Origin of the sequence: Kitasatospora purpeofusca, from assembly GCF_042691725.1 — a bacterium.
Classification (GTDB): Bacteria; Actinomycetota; Actinomycetes; order Streptomycetales; family Streptomycetaceae; genus Kitasatospora; species Kitasatospora purpeofusca_B.
This window is the reverse complement of record NZ_CP170483.1, coordinates 3,790,926-3,804,147: the sequence shown is the minus strand read 5'-3', so window position 1 is coordinate 3,804,147 and position 13,222 is coordinate 3,790,926. Positions and strand designations below refer to the sequence as shown.

Genomic DNA, 13,222 nt, shown 5'->3' with positions numbered 1-13,222 from the left:
GGACGCTTCTTATCCGGGCTTGACGGGCGAGGTGGATATGGTGGTGGCCCTGCTGGGCAGAAGAGCCGACCGAGGAGGTGTGGCCGAGGGCGACGTCCCTGTGCGGCGGCACTTCCGCGGCACCGCGTCGACCCGTACGCCGAAGCCCGTGATGAACCAGCCTGCGCACTCCACCCTGGACCAGCCGGCCCCCGCGCCCGAGGCGCCCGCCGCCGGCACTGCCGAGGCCCCCGCCCTCGCGACCTTCGCCGAGGGCCCCGACGCGCAGACCTGGACTCCCCCCAGCTGGGAGGAGATCGTCGAGGCCCACAGTGCCCGCGTCTACCGTCTGGCCTACCGCCTGACGGGCAACCAGCACGACGCCGAGGACCTCACCCAGGAGGTCTTCGTCCGGGTGTTCCGCTCGTTGTCCACGTACACCCCCGGCACGTTCGAGGGCTGGCTGCACCGGATCACCACCAACCTGTTCCTGGACATGGTCCGCCGCCGCCAGCGCATCCGCTTCGACGCGCTCGGCGAGGACGCGGCCGAGCGGCTCGCCTCCCGCGAGCCCAGCCCGGCCCAGCACTTCAGCGACACCCACTTCGACGCCGACGTCCAGCACGCGCTGGACACCCTGGCGCCCGAGTTCCGTGCCGCCGTCGTCCTCTGCGACATCGAGGGCCTCTCCTACGAGGAGATCGCGGCGACGCTCGGCGTCAAGCTCGGCACCGTCCGCAGCCGCATCCACCGCGGCCGCTCGCACCTGCGGGCCGCGCTCAAGCACCGCGCCCCCGGCTCGGCCCCCGGCCGTGAGCGCCGCGGCGGCGGCGAGGAGCAGCCGGTGCCGGTCGGCGCCGCCGCCGGCGGGGCCGCGGTCGCGCCGGGCGGGCGCGGACGGAGGCGATCGTGAGCGGAACCGGCCGATCGGGGCCGGGCCACCCGGAGACGCCCGGCCGCACCGCCACCCGCCGTGGCGGCTGGCCCGCACTGGGCCGCCGGGGCCAGGACGGCCCCGTGGCGGCCGACGCGCCGCACCCCGCGCCCCAGGCCGAGCCGGCGCTGCGCGCCGTCGCCGTGCGGGCCGTCGAGCCCGCCGCCGAGGAGCACCACCTCGGGGAGCGGCTGTCCGCCTTCGTGGACGGCGAACTCGGCCACGACTCGCGCGAGCGCGTCCAGGCCCATCTGGCGACCTGTCCGCAGTGCCTCGCCGAGGCCGACGAGGGCCGCGCCGTCAAGCACCTGCTGACCCGCACCGGCACGCCCGATCCCTCCTCCTCGCTGATGGCCCGGCTGATGGCCGTCGGCGCGCTCCCGGAGGACGAGCGGCAGCCGCGCGCCGACCGCCCGCGCCGGGACGACGACGACCTGCCCGGCGGCGGTGTCGCCGCCGCCGGCACGCTCGGCGGCAGCCGGCTGGACGGCGGCTCGTTCGGCCGCGGTGCCGGAGCCTCCTTCGGCGCGGGCGCGCTCGGCGCCGACGCACCGGTGCCGGGCGTCGACCCCCGGGCGTTCGGCCGCGGCTCGGTGCTGCGCCCGCTGATCGGACGGCGCTCGCCGCGCCCCGACGCCCCGGTCCAGCCGCTGGCGGCGGCCGCGGCCGCCCCGGTGGTCCGGCAGGCCCCGGCGCGCGGGCGGCGCTTCGTCTTCGCCGCGGCCGGCGCCTTCTCGGTCGCCGCGGTGACGCTCGGCGGCGTCGGCAACATCGCCGGCCCGGGCGACGACCAGCACGGCACCACGGTCAGCCCGCCCGGCGGCGGCCGGGGCGGGATGGCCCCGATGAACGCCCAGGTGCCGGCGGTGGACCTGTCGCTGCGCCCGGTGGCGGTCACCCGGGGCGCGACGCCGCCGCACGAGCTGCCGGAGCGCTCGCCGAGCTCCGGTGTCGCCGGTCTGCACCACGAGAACAGATAGGCCCCACCGGCCCCTCGCGGACCGGATCATCGGCGGCTCTTCACCACGGCTTCATCACACCGGGGGTCATGGACCCGCCGATGGCCATTACGCTGTGAGGGGCGTCTGTCCGATCCGATCCGATCGCGAGCTTAGGGAGCTTTGGTGTTCAGCGACGTGGGCACGATGGAGGTCCTGACCCTGGCCATCATGGCCATCGTGATCTTCGGTCCGGACAAGCTGCCGAAGCTGATCCAGGACACCATGGGCTTCATCCGGAAGATCCGGTCCTTCGCGGACACCGCGAAGGAGGACATCCGCAGTGAGCTGGGTCCGGAGTTCAAGGACTTCGAGTTCGAGGACCTCAACCCGAAGACCTTCGTGCGCAAGCAGCTGATGGGCGGCGAGGAGGACCCGCTGGGCCTCAAGGAGATGCGGGACACCCTCGACATCCGCTCGGTGCTGGACGACAAGCCGGCCGCCCCGGTGAACGGCACCGGCCGCGCGGGCAGCGTCTCCTTCGACAAGTCCGCCGCCGCCCCGGCCCCCGCGACCGCCGGCGCCCCGCTCGCCCCCGGTGAGCGCCCCCCGTTCGACCCCGACGCGACCTGAATCCCGAAGCTGACCGCCCCGCCGACCCCACGGTTGAGCGGGGCGGTGGTGTATGCGCCGCTATTGTGCTGATTGTTCCCGCTGTGCCATCGGTCACTTTCCGGTCCCGTCCGGGCCGAAGGCGGTCGGCGGGGACGCCGCGGTGCGCCACGATGGGAGCGCGCCACGGCAGGCAAACATCGTTTGAGGAGGCCCCGGGGATGGACGCGACGAGTCAGGCGGTCGGGACGGCCACGGCCGGCGGACCCGTGGTCGGCGGACAGGCCGGCCCGGCGGACCCGCTGGTGCCGTACCTGTCCGCGGACTTCCCGTGGTACGGCCTGGACGAGGGCTGGAGCGGCCGCCGGTTCCTGCTGCCGAGCGGCTTCGGCGGCCCGCGGGCCGGCACCCACGGCACCGTCGACTACGGCAGCCTCGGCCACGGCGAGGAGCCGGCCCGCCAGTACGAGCCGCGCGACGTGCGGAAGTTCGCCGTCGTCGTCACGGTCGCCCGGCGGGAGAGCCGGCGCAGCGCCGACAACACCGGCACGCTGGAGGCGACGTCCGCCTCCTCCGCCGCCTGGCTGGCGGGTTCCGGCCTGCTCGCCGCCACCTGGCCGGGCCAGCTGGACCGCGCGCGGCGCCAGGACTGGCTGGACCAGCAGTCCACGCTCGCCTGGGACCTCGCCGACGACCTGGAGGGCCCCGGCTGGTCCACCCTCAGCCTCCCGGTGAACGGGCTGCCGCAGCCGTTCCGCTACCGCGAGTCCGAGTACGGCTGGGTGCTCGCGGGCGAGGCCCCCGGCGTCCTGCTCGGCGCCTACGGCCGCGGCGTCAGCGCCTACGGCGCCGGCTTCGCCGCCGTCCCCGACCTGGTCGCCTACACCCGCCCGTAGCAGGACAACCGGAGGCCCGCAGGGGCCCGGACACCCGCAGGGGCCCGCCGGATCATCCGGCGGGCCCCTGCGGGCTTCTGTCGACAGCGCGTCAGAACTTGTTCTTCGGGGTGAGCCCGAGGGACAGGCCGGACAGGCCGCGCCGGCGGCCGCCGAGCTTGCCGGCCACGGCGAGCAGGGCGGCGCCGGCGGGGGAGTCGGGGGCGGCCAGGACGACCGGGCGGCCGTCGTCGCCGCCCTCGCGCAGGCGGACGTCGATCGGGATGGAGCCGAGGACCGGGACGGTGGCGCCGACGGTGCGGGTGAGCGCGTCGGCGACGGTCTGGCCGCCGCCGGTGCCGAAGACGTCGATCATCTCGTCGCAGTGCGGGCACGGCATGCCGGACATGTTCTCGATCACGCCGACGATCTTCTGGTGGGTCTGCACCGCGATGGTGCCGGCCCGCTCGGCGACCTCGGCGGCGGCCATCTGCGGGGTGGTGACGATGAGGATCTCCGCGTTGGGGACCAGCTGGGCCACCGAGATGGCGATGTCGCCGGTGCCGGGCGGCAGGTCCAGCAGCAGGACGTCCAGGTCGCCCCAGTACACGTCGGCCAGGAACTGCTGCAGGGCGCGGTGCAGCATCGGGCCGCGCCAGACCACCGGGGTGTTGCCCGGGGTGAACATGCCGATCGAGATGACCTTCACGCCGTTCGCCTGCGGCGGCATGATCATGTCCTGGACCTGGGTGGGCCGGCCCTCGACGCCCAGCATGCGCGGCACGCTGTGGCCGTAGATGTCGGCGTCCACCACGGCGACCTTCAGGCCGTCCGCGGCCATCGCCGCGGCCAGGTTGACGGTCACCGAGGACTTGCCGACGCCGCCCTTGCCGGAGGCGACCGCGTAGACGCGGGTCAGCGTGCCGGGCTTGGCGAACGGGATCTCCCGCTCGGGGGCGCCGCCGCGCAGCAGCTGGGAGAGCTCCTTGCGCTGCTCGTCGCTCATCACGTCCAGCTCGACCTCGACGCCGGTCACGCCGGGGACGCGGCCGACGGCCTCGCGGACCCGGGTGACGATGGTGTCGCGCATCGGGCAGCCCGAGACGGTCAGGTAGACCGCGACCCGCACGGCGCCGCCCTCGCCGATCTCGACCGATTTCACCATGCCGATCTCGGTGATCGGGCGGTTGATCTCCGGGTCGTTGACGGTCGCCAGCGCCTGGCGCACGGACTGCTCCGTGGCGCCGGCCGCGACCTCTGTCTCGTTGGCCATGCCTTGATGGTACGGCGCCGCGCGGGGTGCATAACCGGTCGGTACGGTGCCGCAGGTCACAGCACCTCGGGGGCCTCCCGGCGCTCGTCGATCTCCCTCAGCAGCGACTGGAGTTCGGAGCGGACGAAGTCGCGGGTGGCGACCTCGCCGAGGCCCTGGCGCAGCGCCGCGACCTCGCGGGTGAGGTACTCGGTGTCGGCGATGTTGCGGTCGCTGCGGGCCCGGTCCTGCTCCATGTTGACCCGGTCCCGGTTGTCCTGCCGGTTCTGCGCCAGCAGGATCAGCGGCGCCGCGTAGGAGGCCTGGAGCGAGAGCACCAGGGTCAGGAAGATGAAGGGGTAGTCGTCGAACCGGGCGGTGTCGGGCAGCAGGGTGTTCCAGGCGACCCAGAGGATGATCACCACCGTCATCCAGACGATGAACCGGCCGGTGCCCAGGAAGCGGGCGATCCGCTCGGAGAGCTTGCCGAAGGCCTCCGGGTCGTAGGACGGCAGGGTGATCAGCCCGGGGCGGGCGGTGCGCGGCTGGTCGAGCCGGGTGCGGGGGGACGGGCCGCCGGCGGCGGGCTCGCTGCGGCGGTCCCGGGCGCCGCCCTCGCGGGCGCGCAGCTCGCGCAGCTGGCGCAGTTGGCGCAGTTCGCCCTGGAGCCGCTGGCGCGGGGACTCGTCCCGCCGGCCCTTGCGGTCAGCGTCCACCGGTCACCTCTCTCTCGTCGGGGCTGTCGGTCCCGTCGCGGCCGTCGGCGCCGTCGTGGCCGCCGTGCAGCGCGGCCTCCCGCCAGTCCTCCGGCAGCAGGTGGTCGAGCACGTCGTCCACGGTGACCGCGCCGACCAGGTGGTCCGCGTCGTCGACGACCGGTGCGGCGACCATGTTGTACGTCGCCAGGTAGCTGGTGATCAGCGAGAGCGGGGTGTCCGGCGGCAGCGGGTCGAGGTCGTCGTCGACCAGCGAGCCGACCAGCGTGTACGGGGGCTCGCGCAGCAGCCGCTGGAAGTGCACGGTGCCCAGGTACTTGCCGGTCGGGGTCTCGTTCGGCGGGCGGCAGACGAAGACCTGCGCGGCCAGCGCCGGCTTGTGGTCGGAGACCCGCACCCGGGCCAGCGCCTCGGCCACGGAGGCGTCCGGCTCCAGCACGATCGGCTCGGTGGTCATCAGACCGCCGGCGGTGTTCTCCTCGTAGGTCAGCAGCCGGCGCACCGGCTCGGCCTCGTCCGGCTCCATCAGCTGGAGCAGCCGCTCGGCCTCGTCGTCGGGCAGCTCGGAGAGCAGGTCGGCGGCGTCGTCCGGGTCCATCGCCTCCAGGACGTCGGCGGCCCGTTCGTCCTTCAGCTTGCCGATGATCTCGACCTGGTCGTCCTCGGGCAGCTCCTCCAGGACGTCGGCGAGCCGTTCGTCGTCGAGCGCGGCGGCGACCTCGGCGCGGCGCTTGGCGGACAGGTGGTGCATGACGCTGGCGAGGTCGGCGGCGCGCAGCTGGTCGAAGGTGGCGAGCAGGTTGGCGGCGCCCTGGTTCTCCTCGGGCAGCGTGAAGCCGGTGACGTCCTGCCAGTCCAGGGTGAGCGTCTCGCCGCGCGCCTTGCGCAGCCGGCCGACCCGGCCGACCTGGACGAAGACCTTGCCGATCTCCCACTCGCGCAGCCGGGTCTGGGTCATCGCGACGTCCAGGACGGTGACGTCCTGGCCGGTCTTGGCCCAGGTGACGGTGCGGTCCAGGAGTTCGGCGAGGACGAGCGTCTCGGCGGGGCGCTGCTCGAAGCGGCGCATGTTGATCACCCCGGTGGTGATCACCTGGCCGGACTCCAGACTGGTCACCCTGGTCATCGGCAGGAAGATCCGGCGCCGGCCGACCACCTCCACCACCAGGCCGAGCACCCGGGGCGGGCGGCCGCCGACCCGCAGGGTCACCACGACGTCCCGGACCCGGCCGACCTGGTCGCCGTTCGGGTCGAAGACGGCGATGCCGGACAGGTGCGAGATGAAGACCCGGTTGCCTGGCCCTGCCATGGACTTCTGGACTCCCTCGCCTCGCTCGACGCCTGGTCGGGTGCGCGGGCACGCCCCGCGGCCCAGGCTACTCGGGCATCTCCGACCGGGCTCGGCGAAAGCCGGGCGAATCGGGCGGCGGGGGGCAGGGGGAAAGGGAGGGGAGGGGGCGGGACGGGGGGCCGGGGCGGTGTGGCGGGGTGTCAGCCCTTGCGACGCTTGAGCAGCAGCTTCGGCAGACCGGCCGGGATCGGGCGGCGGGTGGTGGCCGGGGTGGGCATCGGGGCCGCGACGTGCGAGTCCTCCGGCATCGCGCCGGGCCGCTCGGCGAGTTCGGCGCCCGCCGTGCCGGCCGGCTCCAGTCGCAGCACCCGGCACTCGCGGGCCCAGCGGTCGGCGATGGTGTCGGTGTCGGGCGCGTTCAGCCGCTTGCCCTTCAGCTCCTCGACGGCGCCCAGCCAGGCCTCGCCGCCCGGCGCCAGCTCGACCACCCGGGCCGGCCAGCCGGTCAGCCGGCCGCCCTTGTCCTTGCTGCGGACGGTCACCGTCGCGCCCGACCCGCCGGCCAGCCCGTGCAGCGGCTGCTCGGCGCCGTCGCCGACCACCACCACGGCGCCGTCGTGCCAGGCGTGCCAGAGCGCCCGCGCGTGCTCCTGGCCGTCCGCCCGGACCCAGAGCAGCCCGGACTTCTTCGCGGCCTCCTCCAACAGGGCCCGGTCGAGGAAGTCGTCGGCGGTCGCGGCTGCGGCGGGCGTACGGTCCATGGCGCACAGCGTACGGCCTGCGCCGCCCGGGTGACGGTCCACGGTTCGGGCGACAGTTCCGTGGACGGCGCACGGGCCTTACCGTAGGAGCCGCCCAGTCCGGCCCCGGCCCAGCCCGGTCCAGCCCGGACCCGCCGACCCGAGGAGCGCCGTGCCCGCCGCCCGGCCCGAGACCGCCGCCACCGCGGTCCCCGCCCCCGCACCCGCCGCCGCGCCCGCCGGCCCCGCGCGCCCGCTCCCCAGGGCGGACCTGCTGCTGCTCGCCGTCTCCGTCGCCGGCATCTCGCTCTCCGCCCCGCTGATCAGCGCCACCGCCGCACCCGCCCTGGCCATCGCCTTCTGGCGCAACCTCATGTCGATCGGTGTGCTCGGCCCCTACGCGCTGCTGCGCCACCGGGCCGAACTGCGCGCCGTCTCGCGCCGCGCGCTGCTGCTCGCCATGGCGGCCGGAGCCCTGCTCGCCGTCCACTTCGCGCTCTGGATGCCCAGCCTGCGGATGACCTCGGTGGCCTCGGCGACCGCCCTGGTCACCACCACCCCGCTGTGGACCATCGTGCTGATGCGGCTGCTCGGGGTGCGGGCGCCCCGGATGGTGTGGCTCGGCACGGGTGTCGCCTTCGCCGGGGTCCTGGTGCTCACCGGGGTCGACCTCTCGCTCTCGCCGCGCGCCCTGGCCGGCGACGCCCTCGCGCTCGGCGCCGGGCTCGCCGCCGCCGGGTACATGCTGCTCGGCGCCGAGGTCCGGCGCACCGTCAGCACCACCGCGTACACGCTCGTCTGCTACGCCACCACGGCGGTCGTGCTGCTGGCGGTCTGCCTGGTGGCCGGGACGCCGCTGTCCGGCTGGTCCGCCGGGGCCTGGTGGCAGATCGTGCTGCTGATGGTCACCGCCCAGCTGCTCGGCCACTCGCTCAGCAACCGGGTTCTGCGCACTCTCGGGCCCTCGGTCACCTCGACCGCGATCCTGCTGGAGACCCCGGGTGCCGCGCTGATCGCGGCGCTCTGGCTGGGCCAGTGGCCCCCGGTCGCCGCCTGTCCGGCGGTGGTGCTGATCCTGGCCGGCCTGGTCCTGGTCGCCCGCGCCGACCGGCGGTAGCCGGACACCTCGGACACCCCGGACAACCCGGACGCCCGCTACAGCCAGCCGTTGCGGCGAAAGCCCCGGTACATGCCGAGGCAGATCAGCACCACGCTGCCGAGCACCACCGGGTAGCCGTACTTGTACTGCAGCTCCGGCATGTACTCGAAGTTCATCCCGTACACGCCGGTGATCATGGTCGGCACGGCGAAGATCGCCGCCCAGGCGGTGATCTTGCGCATGTCCTCGTTCTGGGCCACCGACACCTGTGCCAGGTTGGCCTGGAGCAGCGAGTTGAGCAGCTCGTCGAAGCCGTGCACCTGCTCGGTGACCCGGGCCAGGTGGTCGGCGACGTCCCGGAAGTACTTCTGGATCTCCGGGTCGACCAGCCGCTGCAGCGGCTCCGACAGCTGCTGCATCGGCCGCAGCAGCGGCGCCACCGCGCGCTTGAACTCCAGCACCTCGCGCTTGAGCTGGTACACCCGCCCGACGTCCGCGCCCCGGCCGCCCCGGTTGGAGAAGACCTCGAACTCGATCTCGTCCACGTCGGTCTGCAACTGGTCCGCGACCAGCAGGTAGTTGTCCACCACGTGGTCGGCGATCGCGTGCAGCACCGCCGAGGGGCCCTTGGCGAGCAGCCCGGAGCCGTCCGCGTCGGCCTCCAGCCGGTGCCGCAGCTCGTTCAGCGAACTGTGCCCGCCGTGCCGCACGGTGATGACGAAGTCCCGCCCGGCGAACACCATCAGCTCGCCGGTCTCGACCACCTCGCTGGTCGGGGTGAGCTGGTCGTGCTCGAGGTACCGGATCGTCTTGAAGACGGCGAACAGCACGTCGTCGTACCGCTCGACCTTCGGCCGCTGGTGCGCGTGCACCGCGTCCTCGACCGCCAGCGGGTGCAGTCCGAACCGCTGCGCGATGCCCTCGAACTCCGCCTCGGTCGGCTCGTGCAGCCCGATCCAGCTGAACGATCCTTCGCCGTCCGGCAGTTGCTTCGAGGCCTTGACCAGCCGGGCCGCCTCGCGCGGGCTGCACGTCTCGCCGTGCCGCTTCCCGTGCTGGTAGACCGCGCAGTCCACCACCGCCGACGGACTCTGGCCCGGGTGGATGGAGTCGAACAGGGCCGCGGCGGACCGGCGGCGGTTGGTGCGGACGGCCGCACGCAGGCTGTTGATCATCGACATGGCAGGCTCCTTGGGCAGGAACCGCCGCACGACGGCGCGACGAGCGGCGGCCGCGGTGCGACGACGGAGGAACACCGATGGACTCCGGCGCCTGCGGCCGCCCCTGGGTGCCTTGCCGGGGCACGGGGGAACGGAACGGCCGGACGTCGGTGGGGTGCTCTCCCGGCCGGACCGGAGTTCCGCCGCGCGCGTCGGCACGGGGAGGCTGGGGTCCGCGGTGCTGGGGAGGAGGCCCGGCAACTGCCGAGGCTTCTCAGGCCCGCTGTTTCAGCCCGCGCGTCGAGGGGTACGGGGAAGGCGTCCGGGCCGGGTAGAGCTGCCGGTACTGCATGGTCGGCTGGTATCCACCGCAACCACCTCCTTCGCGCCGCTGCCCCGCGGGAGTGGGATCCCCGGTAGCCAGTCGCTCACACTAACATCCGGACCGCCTTTGCCGCGCCCGCGTTCGCGTAAAGGCCTTGCCAACAGCCCGCGGTGCGCGGGTTACGCTCACCGGTATGGCCCACGACTTCCCGCTCTTCGGCGATCCCTCCGGCGGCAGCCCGCACGGCCCCTCCCGCACGGCGGTGCTGGCCGCCGTCGAGGCCCGGCTGCTCACCGTCTTCGGCGAGCCGAGCGGCCGCGCCGCCGTCACCTTCCTCGGCGCCGACCGCGTCGAGGTGCTGCGCTTCGGTCCCGATGCCGAGGGCCTGGTCCGCTACGCGACCCTCGGGATGGCGGCGGCGCCGATGGCCGACCCGACCGCGGCGGTCGTCGACCAGGTTCGCGGCCCGCGCGCCGAACTGGTCCTGACGATCCGCGGCGGGCGCGACGGCGTGCTCCGTCCGCTGGCCACCTTCGCCGCGACGCCCCAGGTGGAGGGCCTGGTGGTGGCCCCCGGCGGCTCGCTGGACCTCGGCGCCCCGCTCTGGGAGGGCGCGCCGTTCACCTCCGTCCTGGCGGCCGAACCCGGCGGGCTGGTGGAGGACCTGGAGCTGGACGCGCCGGCCGACCCGGTCCGCTTCCTGCCGCTGCTGCCGATGACGCCCAACGAGGCGGGCTGGAAGCGGGTGCACGGCGCGGCGGCCCTGCAGGAGCGCTGGCTCCAGCACGGCACCGACCTGCGCGACCCGGAGCGCCTGGGCGTGCGGCTGGACTGACCCGGCGTCACAGGGCCCCGGGCGGAGCGCTCAGCCGCCGATCGGCTTGGCACCGGTGGCCTGGTCCACGAGCGCCTCGTAGACCGCCGGGCCGGTGGTGAACTCGCCGAGGCGGACGGTCTTGCGGGCGCCGTGGTAGTCGCTGGAGCCGGTGGTCAGCAGCCCCAACTCGGCGGCCAGGCCCCGCAGGTGCTCCCGGGTGGGCTCGTCGTGGTCGATGTGGTCGACCTCCAGCCCGGCCAGCCCGGCCGCCGCGAGGTCGGCGATGACCCGGTCGGAGACGGTCCGTCCGCGCTTGACCGCCCCGGGGTGGGCGAAGACCGGCACCCCGCCGGCCGCCCGGACCAGCCGGACCGCCGTCACCGGGTCGGTCTCGTGCTTGCGGACGTCCGCCCGCCCGCCGTTGGCCAGCCAGTTTGCCGTGAACGCGTCCGACACCGAGGCCACCACGCCCGCCTCCACCAGCGCGCTGGCGATGTGCGGACGGCCCACCGAACCTTCCCCGGCGATCCGTCGCACCTGCTCCCAGCTGATGTCCGCGCCCAGTTCGCGGCAGCGCTCGACGATCGCCCGCCCGCGCCGGAACCGGTCGGTGCGCACCAGTTCGCGCTCCGCCGCGAAGGCGGGCTCGGCCGGGTCGAAGAGGTAGGCGAGCAGGTGCATCGAGATGCCGTCCACCACGCAGGACAGCTCCGCGCCGGGGACGAGCGTCAGCCGGGTGCCGGCCGGCAGCGCGTGCACCGCGTCGGCCGCCTCGGTGTGGCCCGCCACCGTGTCGTGGTCGGTCAGCGCCACCACGTCCAGCCCGGCCCCGACGGCCGCCGCGACCAGTTCGGCCGGGCTGTCCGTGCCGTCGGAGGCGTTGCTGTGGGCGTGGAGGTCGATGCGCACGGTTGCTGCTCCTCGGGGGTCGGCGCGGGGCGGCGCCGGCGCCGGCACGGCCTGCCGGCGGGTGACGCCCAGGATAGTGCGGTGGGGTCGAGGGTCGCTCAGCCGAGCAGCCGGGGCGAGAGGGCCCCGCAGGGCAGCAGGTCCAGCTCCGCGCCGGCCTCCCGCAGGTCGGTCAGCACCAGCTCGTCGTACATCACCAGGGCCGACTGCTCCGGCCAGGCCACCGCCCAGAGCCACAGGCCGCGCGCCTCGCCGACGAACACCGCCCGGTCCGCCGGGGCCTGCGGTACGTGGAACATCGGCGTCGGCCGGCCGGCCGCCAGCAGTTTGGCGTCGGCGGGCTTGTAGAGCGTCACCGACTCGCCCGGGTCCGGGCCGGCCATCCCCGCGTACCGGGCGCCGAGCCCCACGCCCAACTCCTCGGCGACCAGCACCAGTTCGCCGAAACCGCCCAGCGGGGCCGGCCCGGAGCAGGCGACGGCGGTGGCCCGGGCCCCGGAGAGGTCGTCGCCGACGTGCGCGATCCCGGTGTACAGCCAGCCGACCGGCAGCGGCCAGGGCATCCAGACGGGGACCTGCGAGCGGGCGACGGCGACGCCGAGTGCCTCCACGCTCGGGGGCAGCACCGGTTGCATCGGGTGCACGGCGCCGTGCCGGTCGCACTGCCACGTGTCTGAGAACAGGCCGGGGGCGCGGACCCGACCGGCGCACCTCGGGCAGCTGGGCTCGCCCCTCATAGCCGTCAACGCTCCTCCCTCCGGACCGCCGCGTCAAGGACGATCACCCGTACGGGGGCGGCGCGGCGGCACCTGTCGGCAGCGGGCGCCCGCGAGGCGCGCGATGGGCGCGGTGCGGGCGGCTCCCGTTGGGAAATGTCCAGCGGCGGGCGGCGGCAAACGTCGGCGGCGTGCGCCGGGGTGCGCCGTCCCGGTGGCGTTCGACGCGCTGTTCGAGGCCGGCGTGGCGGGCACCGTTCGGGCCCGGACGCACTGACGCCCCGTGGTCGCTGCTGCGATGACGGGGCGTCAGTCGGGTATCGGGACGTCCGGGTCGGACGGGCCGGGTTCGTCGGCGGCGGGGGAGTGCTCGGGCTCCCGGGTGCCGCGCCCGGTCAGACGGTCGGGCACGGACGGATGAGCAGGCGTTCGCCGGTGCGGGCGGCGGCCTGGACGAGCTCGCGGACGGTCTCGGCGTCGGCGATCAGGCGGTCGGTGGCGGTGCCGTGGGCGTCGTCCAGTCGGAGGATCTCGAAGCGCATGGGCCTGTCCTTTCCTGGCCCCGCCGGGCGGGGCGGTCGTGGCTGAGTCGGAATCAGCCTTTTCGGGGTCCGTCGGGTCGGTTCGTCGACCGACCGCTGTCGCGGCAAAGAGGGCTCCCCCCTGCTCGCCCAAGGCGCGTGGTCCCTCGTGAACCACACTGCGGTGGCGCTGCTACCGGGTCGTTGCCCGTCCGTGAAGTCCTGGTTTCGGATGGATCGCGTCGACGGGACGCCGACGGCACTGTCGACGATGTTTCCAGGACCGAATCAAATATTACCGCAACTAACGAATTTTGTCGCCCCCCTTGTACCAGGGA

At 74.5% G+C, this 13,222-nt stretch carries 14 protein-coding genes; 6 read left to right on the top strand and 8 right to left on the bottom strand.

Annotated features, from left to right (window positions below; all coding sequences use genetic code 11):
* Positions 1-151 precede the first annotated feature (151 nt).
* The 4 genes from sigE to ACFCLZ_RS15945 all read left to right on the top strand — a co-directional run bounded on the left by sigE (position 152) and on the right by ACFCLZ_RS15945 (position 3,359).
* Positions 152-892: an RNA polymerase sigma factor SigE gene (sigE, locus tag ACFCLZ_RS15960; protein ID WP_350547066.1), complete on the top strand. Its 741-nt coding sequence runs from the start codon at positions 152-154 to the stop codon at positions 890-892.
* Positions 889-1,893 (top strand): zf-HC2 domain-containing protein, encoded by a 1,005-nt coding sequence (locus tag ACFCLZ_RS15955; RefSeq protein WP_380285554.1) that lies wholly within the window; start codon positions 889-891, stop codon positions 1,891-1,893. The genes sigE and ACFCLZ_RS15955 overlap by 4 nt, the downstream gene beginning before the upstream one ends.
* A 144-nt stretch (positions 1,894-2,037) precedes the next feature.
* Complete coding sequence (locus tag ACFCLZ_RS15950; RefSeq protein ID WP_380285553.1) at positions 2,038-2,484, top strand: sec-independent translocase; 447 nt, start codon at positions 2,038-2,040, stop codon at positions 2,482-2,484.
* Positions 2,485-2,684: 200 nt separating this feature from the next.
* Positions 2,685-3,359, top strand: coding sequence for a hypothetical protein (locus ACFCLZ_RS15945; RefSeq protein WP_380285552.1), 675 nt, complete (start codon positions 2,685-2,687; stop codon positions 3,357-3,359).
* 91 nt (positions 3,360-3,450) lie between these two features.
* On the opposite strand, the gene ACFCLZ_RS15940 is transcribed toward ACFCLZ_RS15945, so the two are convergent.
* The 4 genes from ACFCLZ_RS15940 to ACFCLZ_RS15925 form a co-directional block, all read right to left on the bottom strand.
* A complete protein-coding gene (locus ACFCLZ_RS15940; RefSeq protein ID WP_380285551.1) occupies positions 3,451-4,611 on the bottom strand; it encodes an Mrp/NBP35 family ATP-binding protein in 1,161 nt (386 codons plus the stop codon).
* A gap of 56 nt (positions 4,612-4,667) precedes the next feature.
* Positions 4,668-5,246 carry a DUF1003 domain-containing protein gene (locus ACFCLZ_RS15935; protein WP_380286185.1) on the bottom strand — a complete coding sequence of 193 codons (579 nt, stop codon included), beginning with the start codon at positions 5,244-5,246 and terminating at the stop codon, positions 4,668-4,670.
* Positions 5,247-5,295: 49 nt separating this feature from the next.
* Complete coding sequence (locus tag ACFCLZ_RS15930; RefSeq protein WP_380285550.1) at positions 5,296-6,615, bottom strand: magnesium transporter MgtE N-terminal domain-containing protein; 1,320 nt, start codon at positions 6,613-6,615, stop codon at positions 5,296-5,298.
* 182 nt (positions 6,616-6,797) lie between these two features.
* The gene (locus ACFCLZ_RS15925; protein WP_380285549.1) at positions 6,798-7,358 is read right to left on the bottom strand and encodes a hypothetical protein; all 561 of its coding nucleotides are present in this window, start codon (positions 7,356-7,358) and stop codon (positions 6,798-6,800) included.
* Positions 7,359-7,509: 151 nt separating this feature from the next.
* Here ACFCLZ_RS15925 and ACFCLZ_RS15920 point away from each other — a divergent pair, with 151 nt between their 5' ends.
* On the top strand, positions 7,510-8,454 hold the full coding sequence (locus ACFCLZ_RS15920) for a DMT family transporter (RefSeq protein WP_380285548.1): 945 nt from the start codon (positions 7,510-7,512) through the stop codon (positions 8,452-8,454).
* A 38-nt stretch (positions 8,455-8,492) separates the two neighbouring features.
* On the opposite strand, the gene corA is transcribed toward ACFCLZ_RS15920, so the two are convergent.
* Entirely contained in the window at positions 8,493-9,617 is a 1,125-nt protein-coding gene (gene corA, locus ACFCLZ_RS15915; protein ID WP_380285547.1) for a magnesium/cobalt transporter CorA, read from the bottom strand.
* A 497-nt stretch (positions 9,618-10,114) separates the two neighbouring features.
* Between corA and ACFCLZ_RS15910 the strand changes: the two genes are divergently transcribed.
* Positions 10,115-10,756 carry a suppressor of fused domain protein gene (locus ACFCLZ_RS15910; RefSeq protein ID WP_380285546.1) on the top strand — a complete coding sequence of 214 codons (642 nt, stop codon included), beginning with the start codon at positions 10,115-10,117 and terminating at the stop codon, positions 10,754-10,756.
* A gap of 30 nt (positions 10,757-10,786) precedes the next feature.
* On the opposite strand, the gene ACFCLZ_RS15905 is transcribed toward ACFCLZ_RS15910, so the two are convergent.
* From ACFCLZ_RS15905 to ACFCLZ_RS15895, 3 genes are all read right to left on the bottom strand, one after another.
* On the bottom strand, positions 10,787-11,647 hold the full coding sequence (locus tag ACFCLZ_RS15905) for a PHP domain-containing protein (protein WP_380285545.1): 861 nt from the start codon (positions 11,645-11,647) through the stop codon (positions 10,787-10,789).
* A 98-nt stretch (positions 11,648-11,745) separates the two neighbouring features.
* Positions 11,746-12,384, bottom strand: a complete 639-nt coding sequence (locus ACFCLZ_RS15900; protein ID WP_380285544.1) for a DUF6758 family protein — start codon at positions 12,382-12,384, stop codon at positions 11,746-11,748.
* A 374-nt stretch (positions 12,385-12,758) separates the two neighbouring features.
* Positions 12,759-12,905: a hypothetical protein gene (locus ACFCLZ_RS15895; RefSeq protein WP_350563393.1), complete on the bottom strand. Its 147-nt coding sequence runs from the start codon at positions 12,903-12,905 to the stop codon at positions 12,759-12,761.
* Positions 12,906-13,222: the final 317 nt, after the last annotated feature.

What these genes read in the sequence shown, in the direction of transcription:
- sigE (WP_350547066.1), top strand. Translation starts at nt 152, where the DNA reads ATGAACCAGCCTGCGCACTCCACCCTGGACCAGCCGGCCCCCGCGCCC.
- ACFCLZ_RS15945 (WP_380285552.1), top strand. Translation starts at nt 2,685, where the DNA reads ATGGACGCGACGAGTCAGGCGGTCGGGACGGCCACGGCCGGCGGACCC.
- ACFCLZ_RS15940 (WP_380285551.1), bottom strand. Translation starts at nt 4,611, where the DNA reads ATGGCCAACGAGACAGAGGTCGCGGCCGGCGCCACGGAGCAGTCCGTG.
- ACFCLZ_RS15930 (WP_380285550.1), bottom strand. Translation starts at nt 6,615, where the DNA reads ATGGCAGGGCCAGGCAACCGGGTCTTCATCTCGCACCTGTCCGGCATC.
- ACFCLZ_RS15925 (WP_380285549.1), bottom strand. Translation starts at nt 7,358, where the DNA reads ATGGACCGTACGCCCGCCGCAGCCGCGACCGCCGACGACTTCCTCGAC.
- corA (WP_380285547.1), bottom strand. Translation starts at nt 9,617, where the DNA reads ATGTCGATGATCAACAGCCTGCGTGCGGCCGTCCGCACCAACCGCCGC.
- ACFCLZ_RS15910 (WP_380285546.1), top strand. Translation starts at nt 10,115, where the DNA reads ATGGCCCACGACTTCCCGCTCTTCGGCGATCCCTCCGGCGGCAGCCCG.
- ACFCLZ_RS15900 (WP_380285544.1), bottom strand. Translation starts at nt 12,384, where the DNA reads ATGAGGGGCGAGCCCAGCTGCCCGAGGTGCGCCGGTCGGGTCCGCGCC.
- ACFCLZ_RS15895 (WP_350563393.1), bottom strand. Translation starts at nt 12,905, where the DNA reads ATGCGCTTCGAGATCCTCCGACTGGACGACGCCCACGGCACCGCCACC.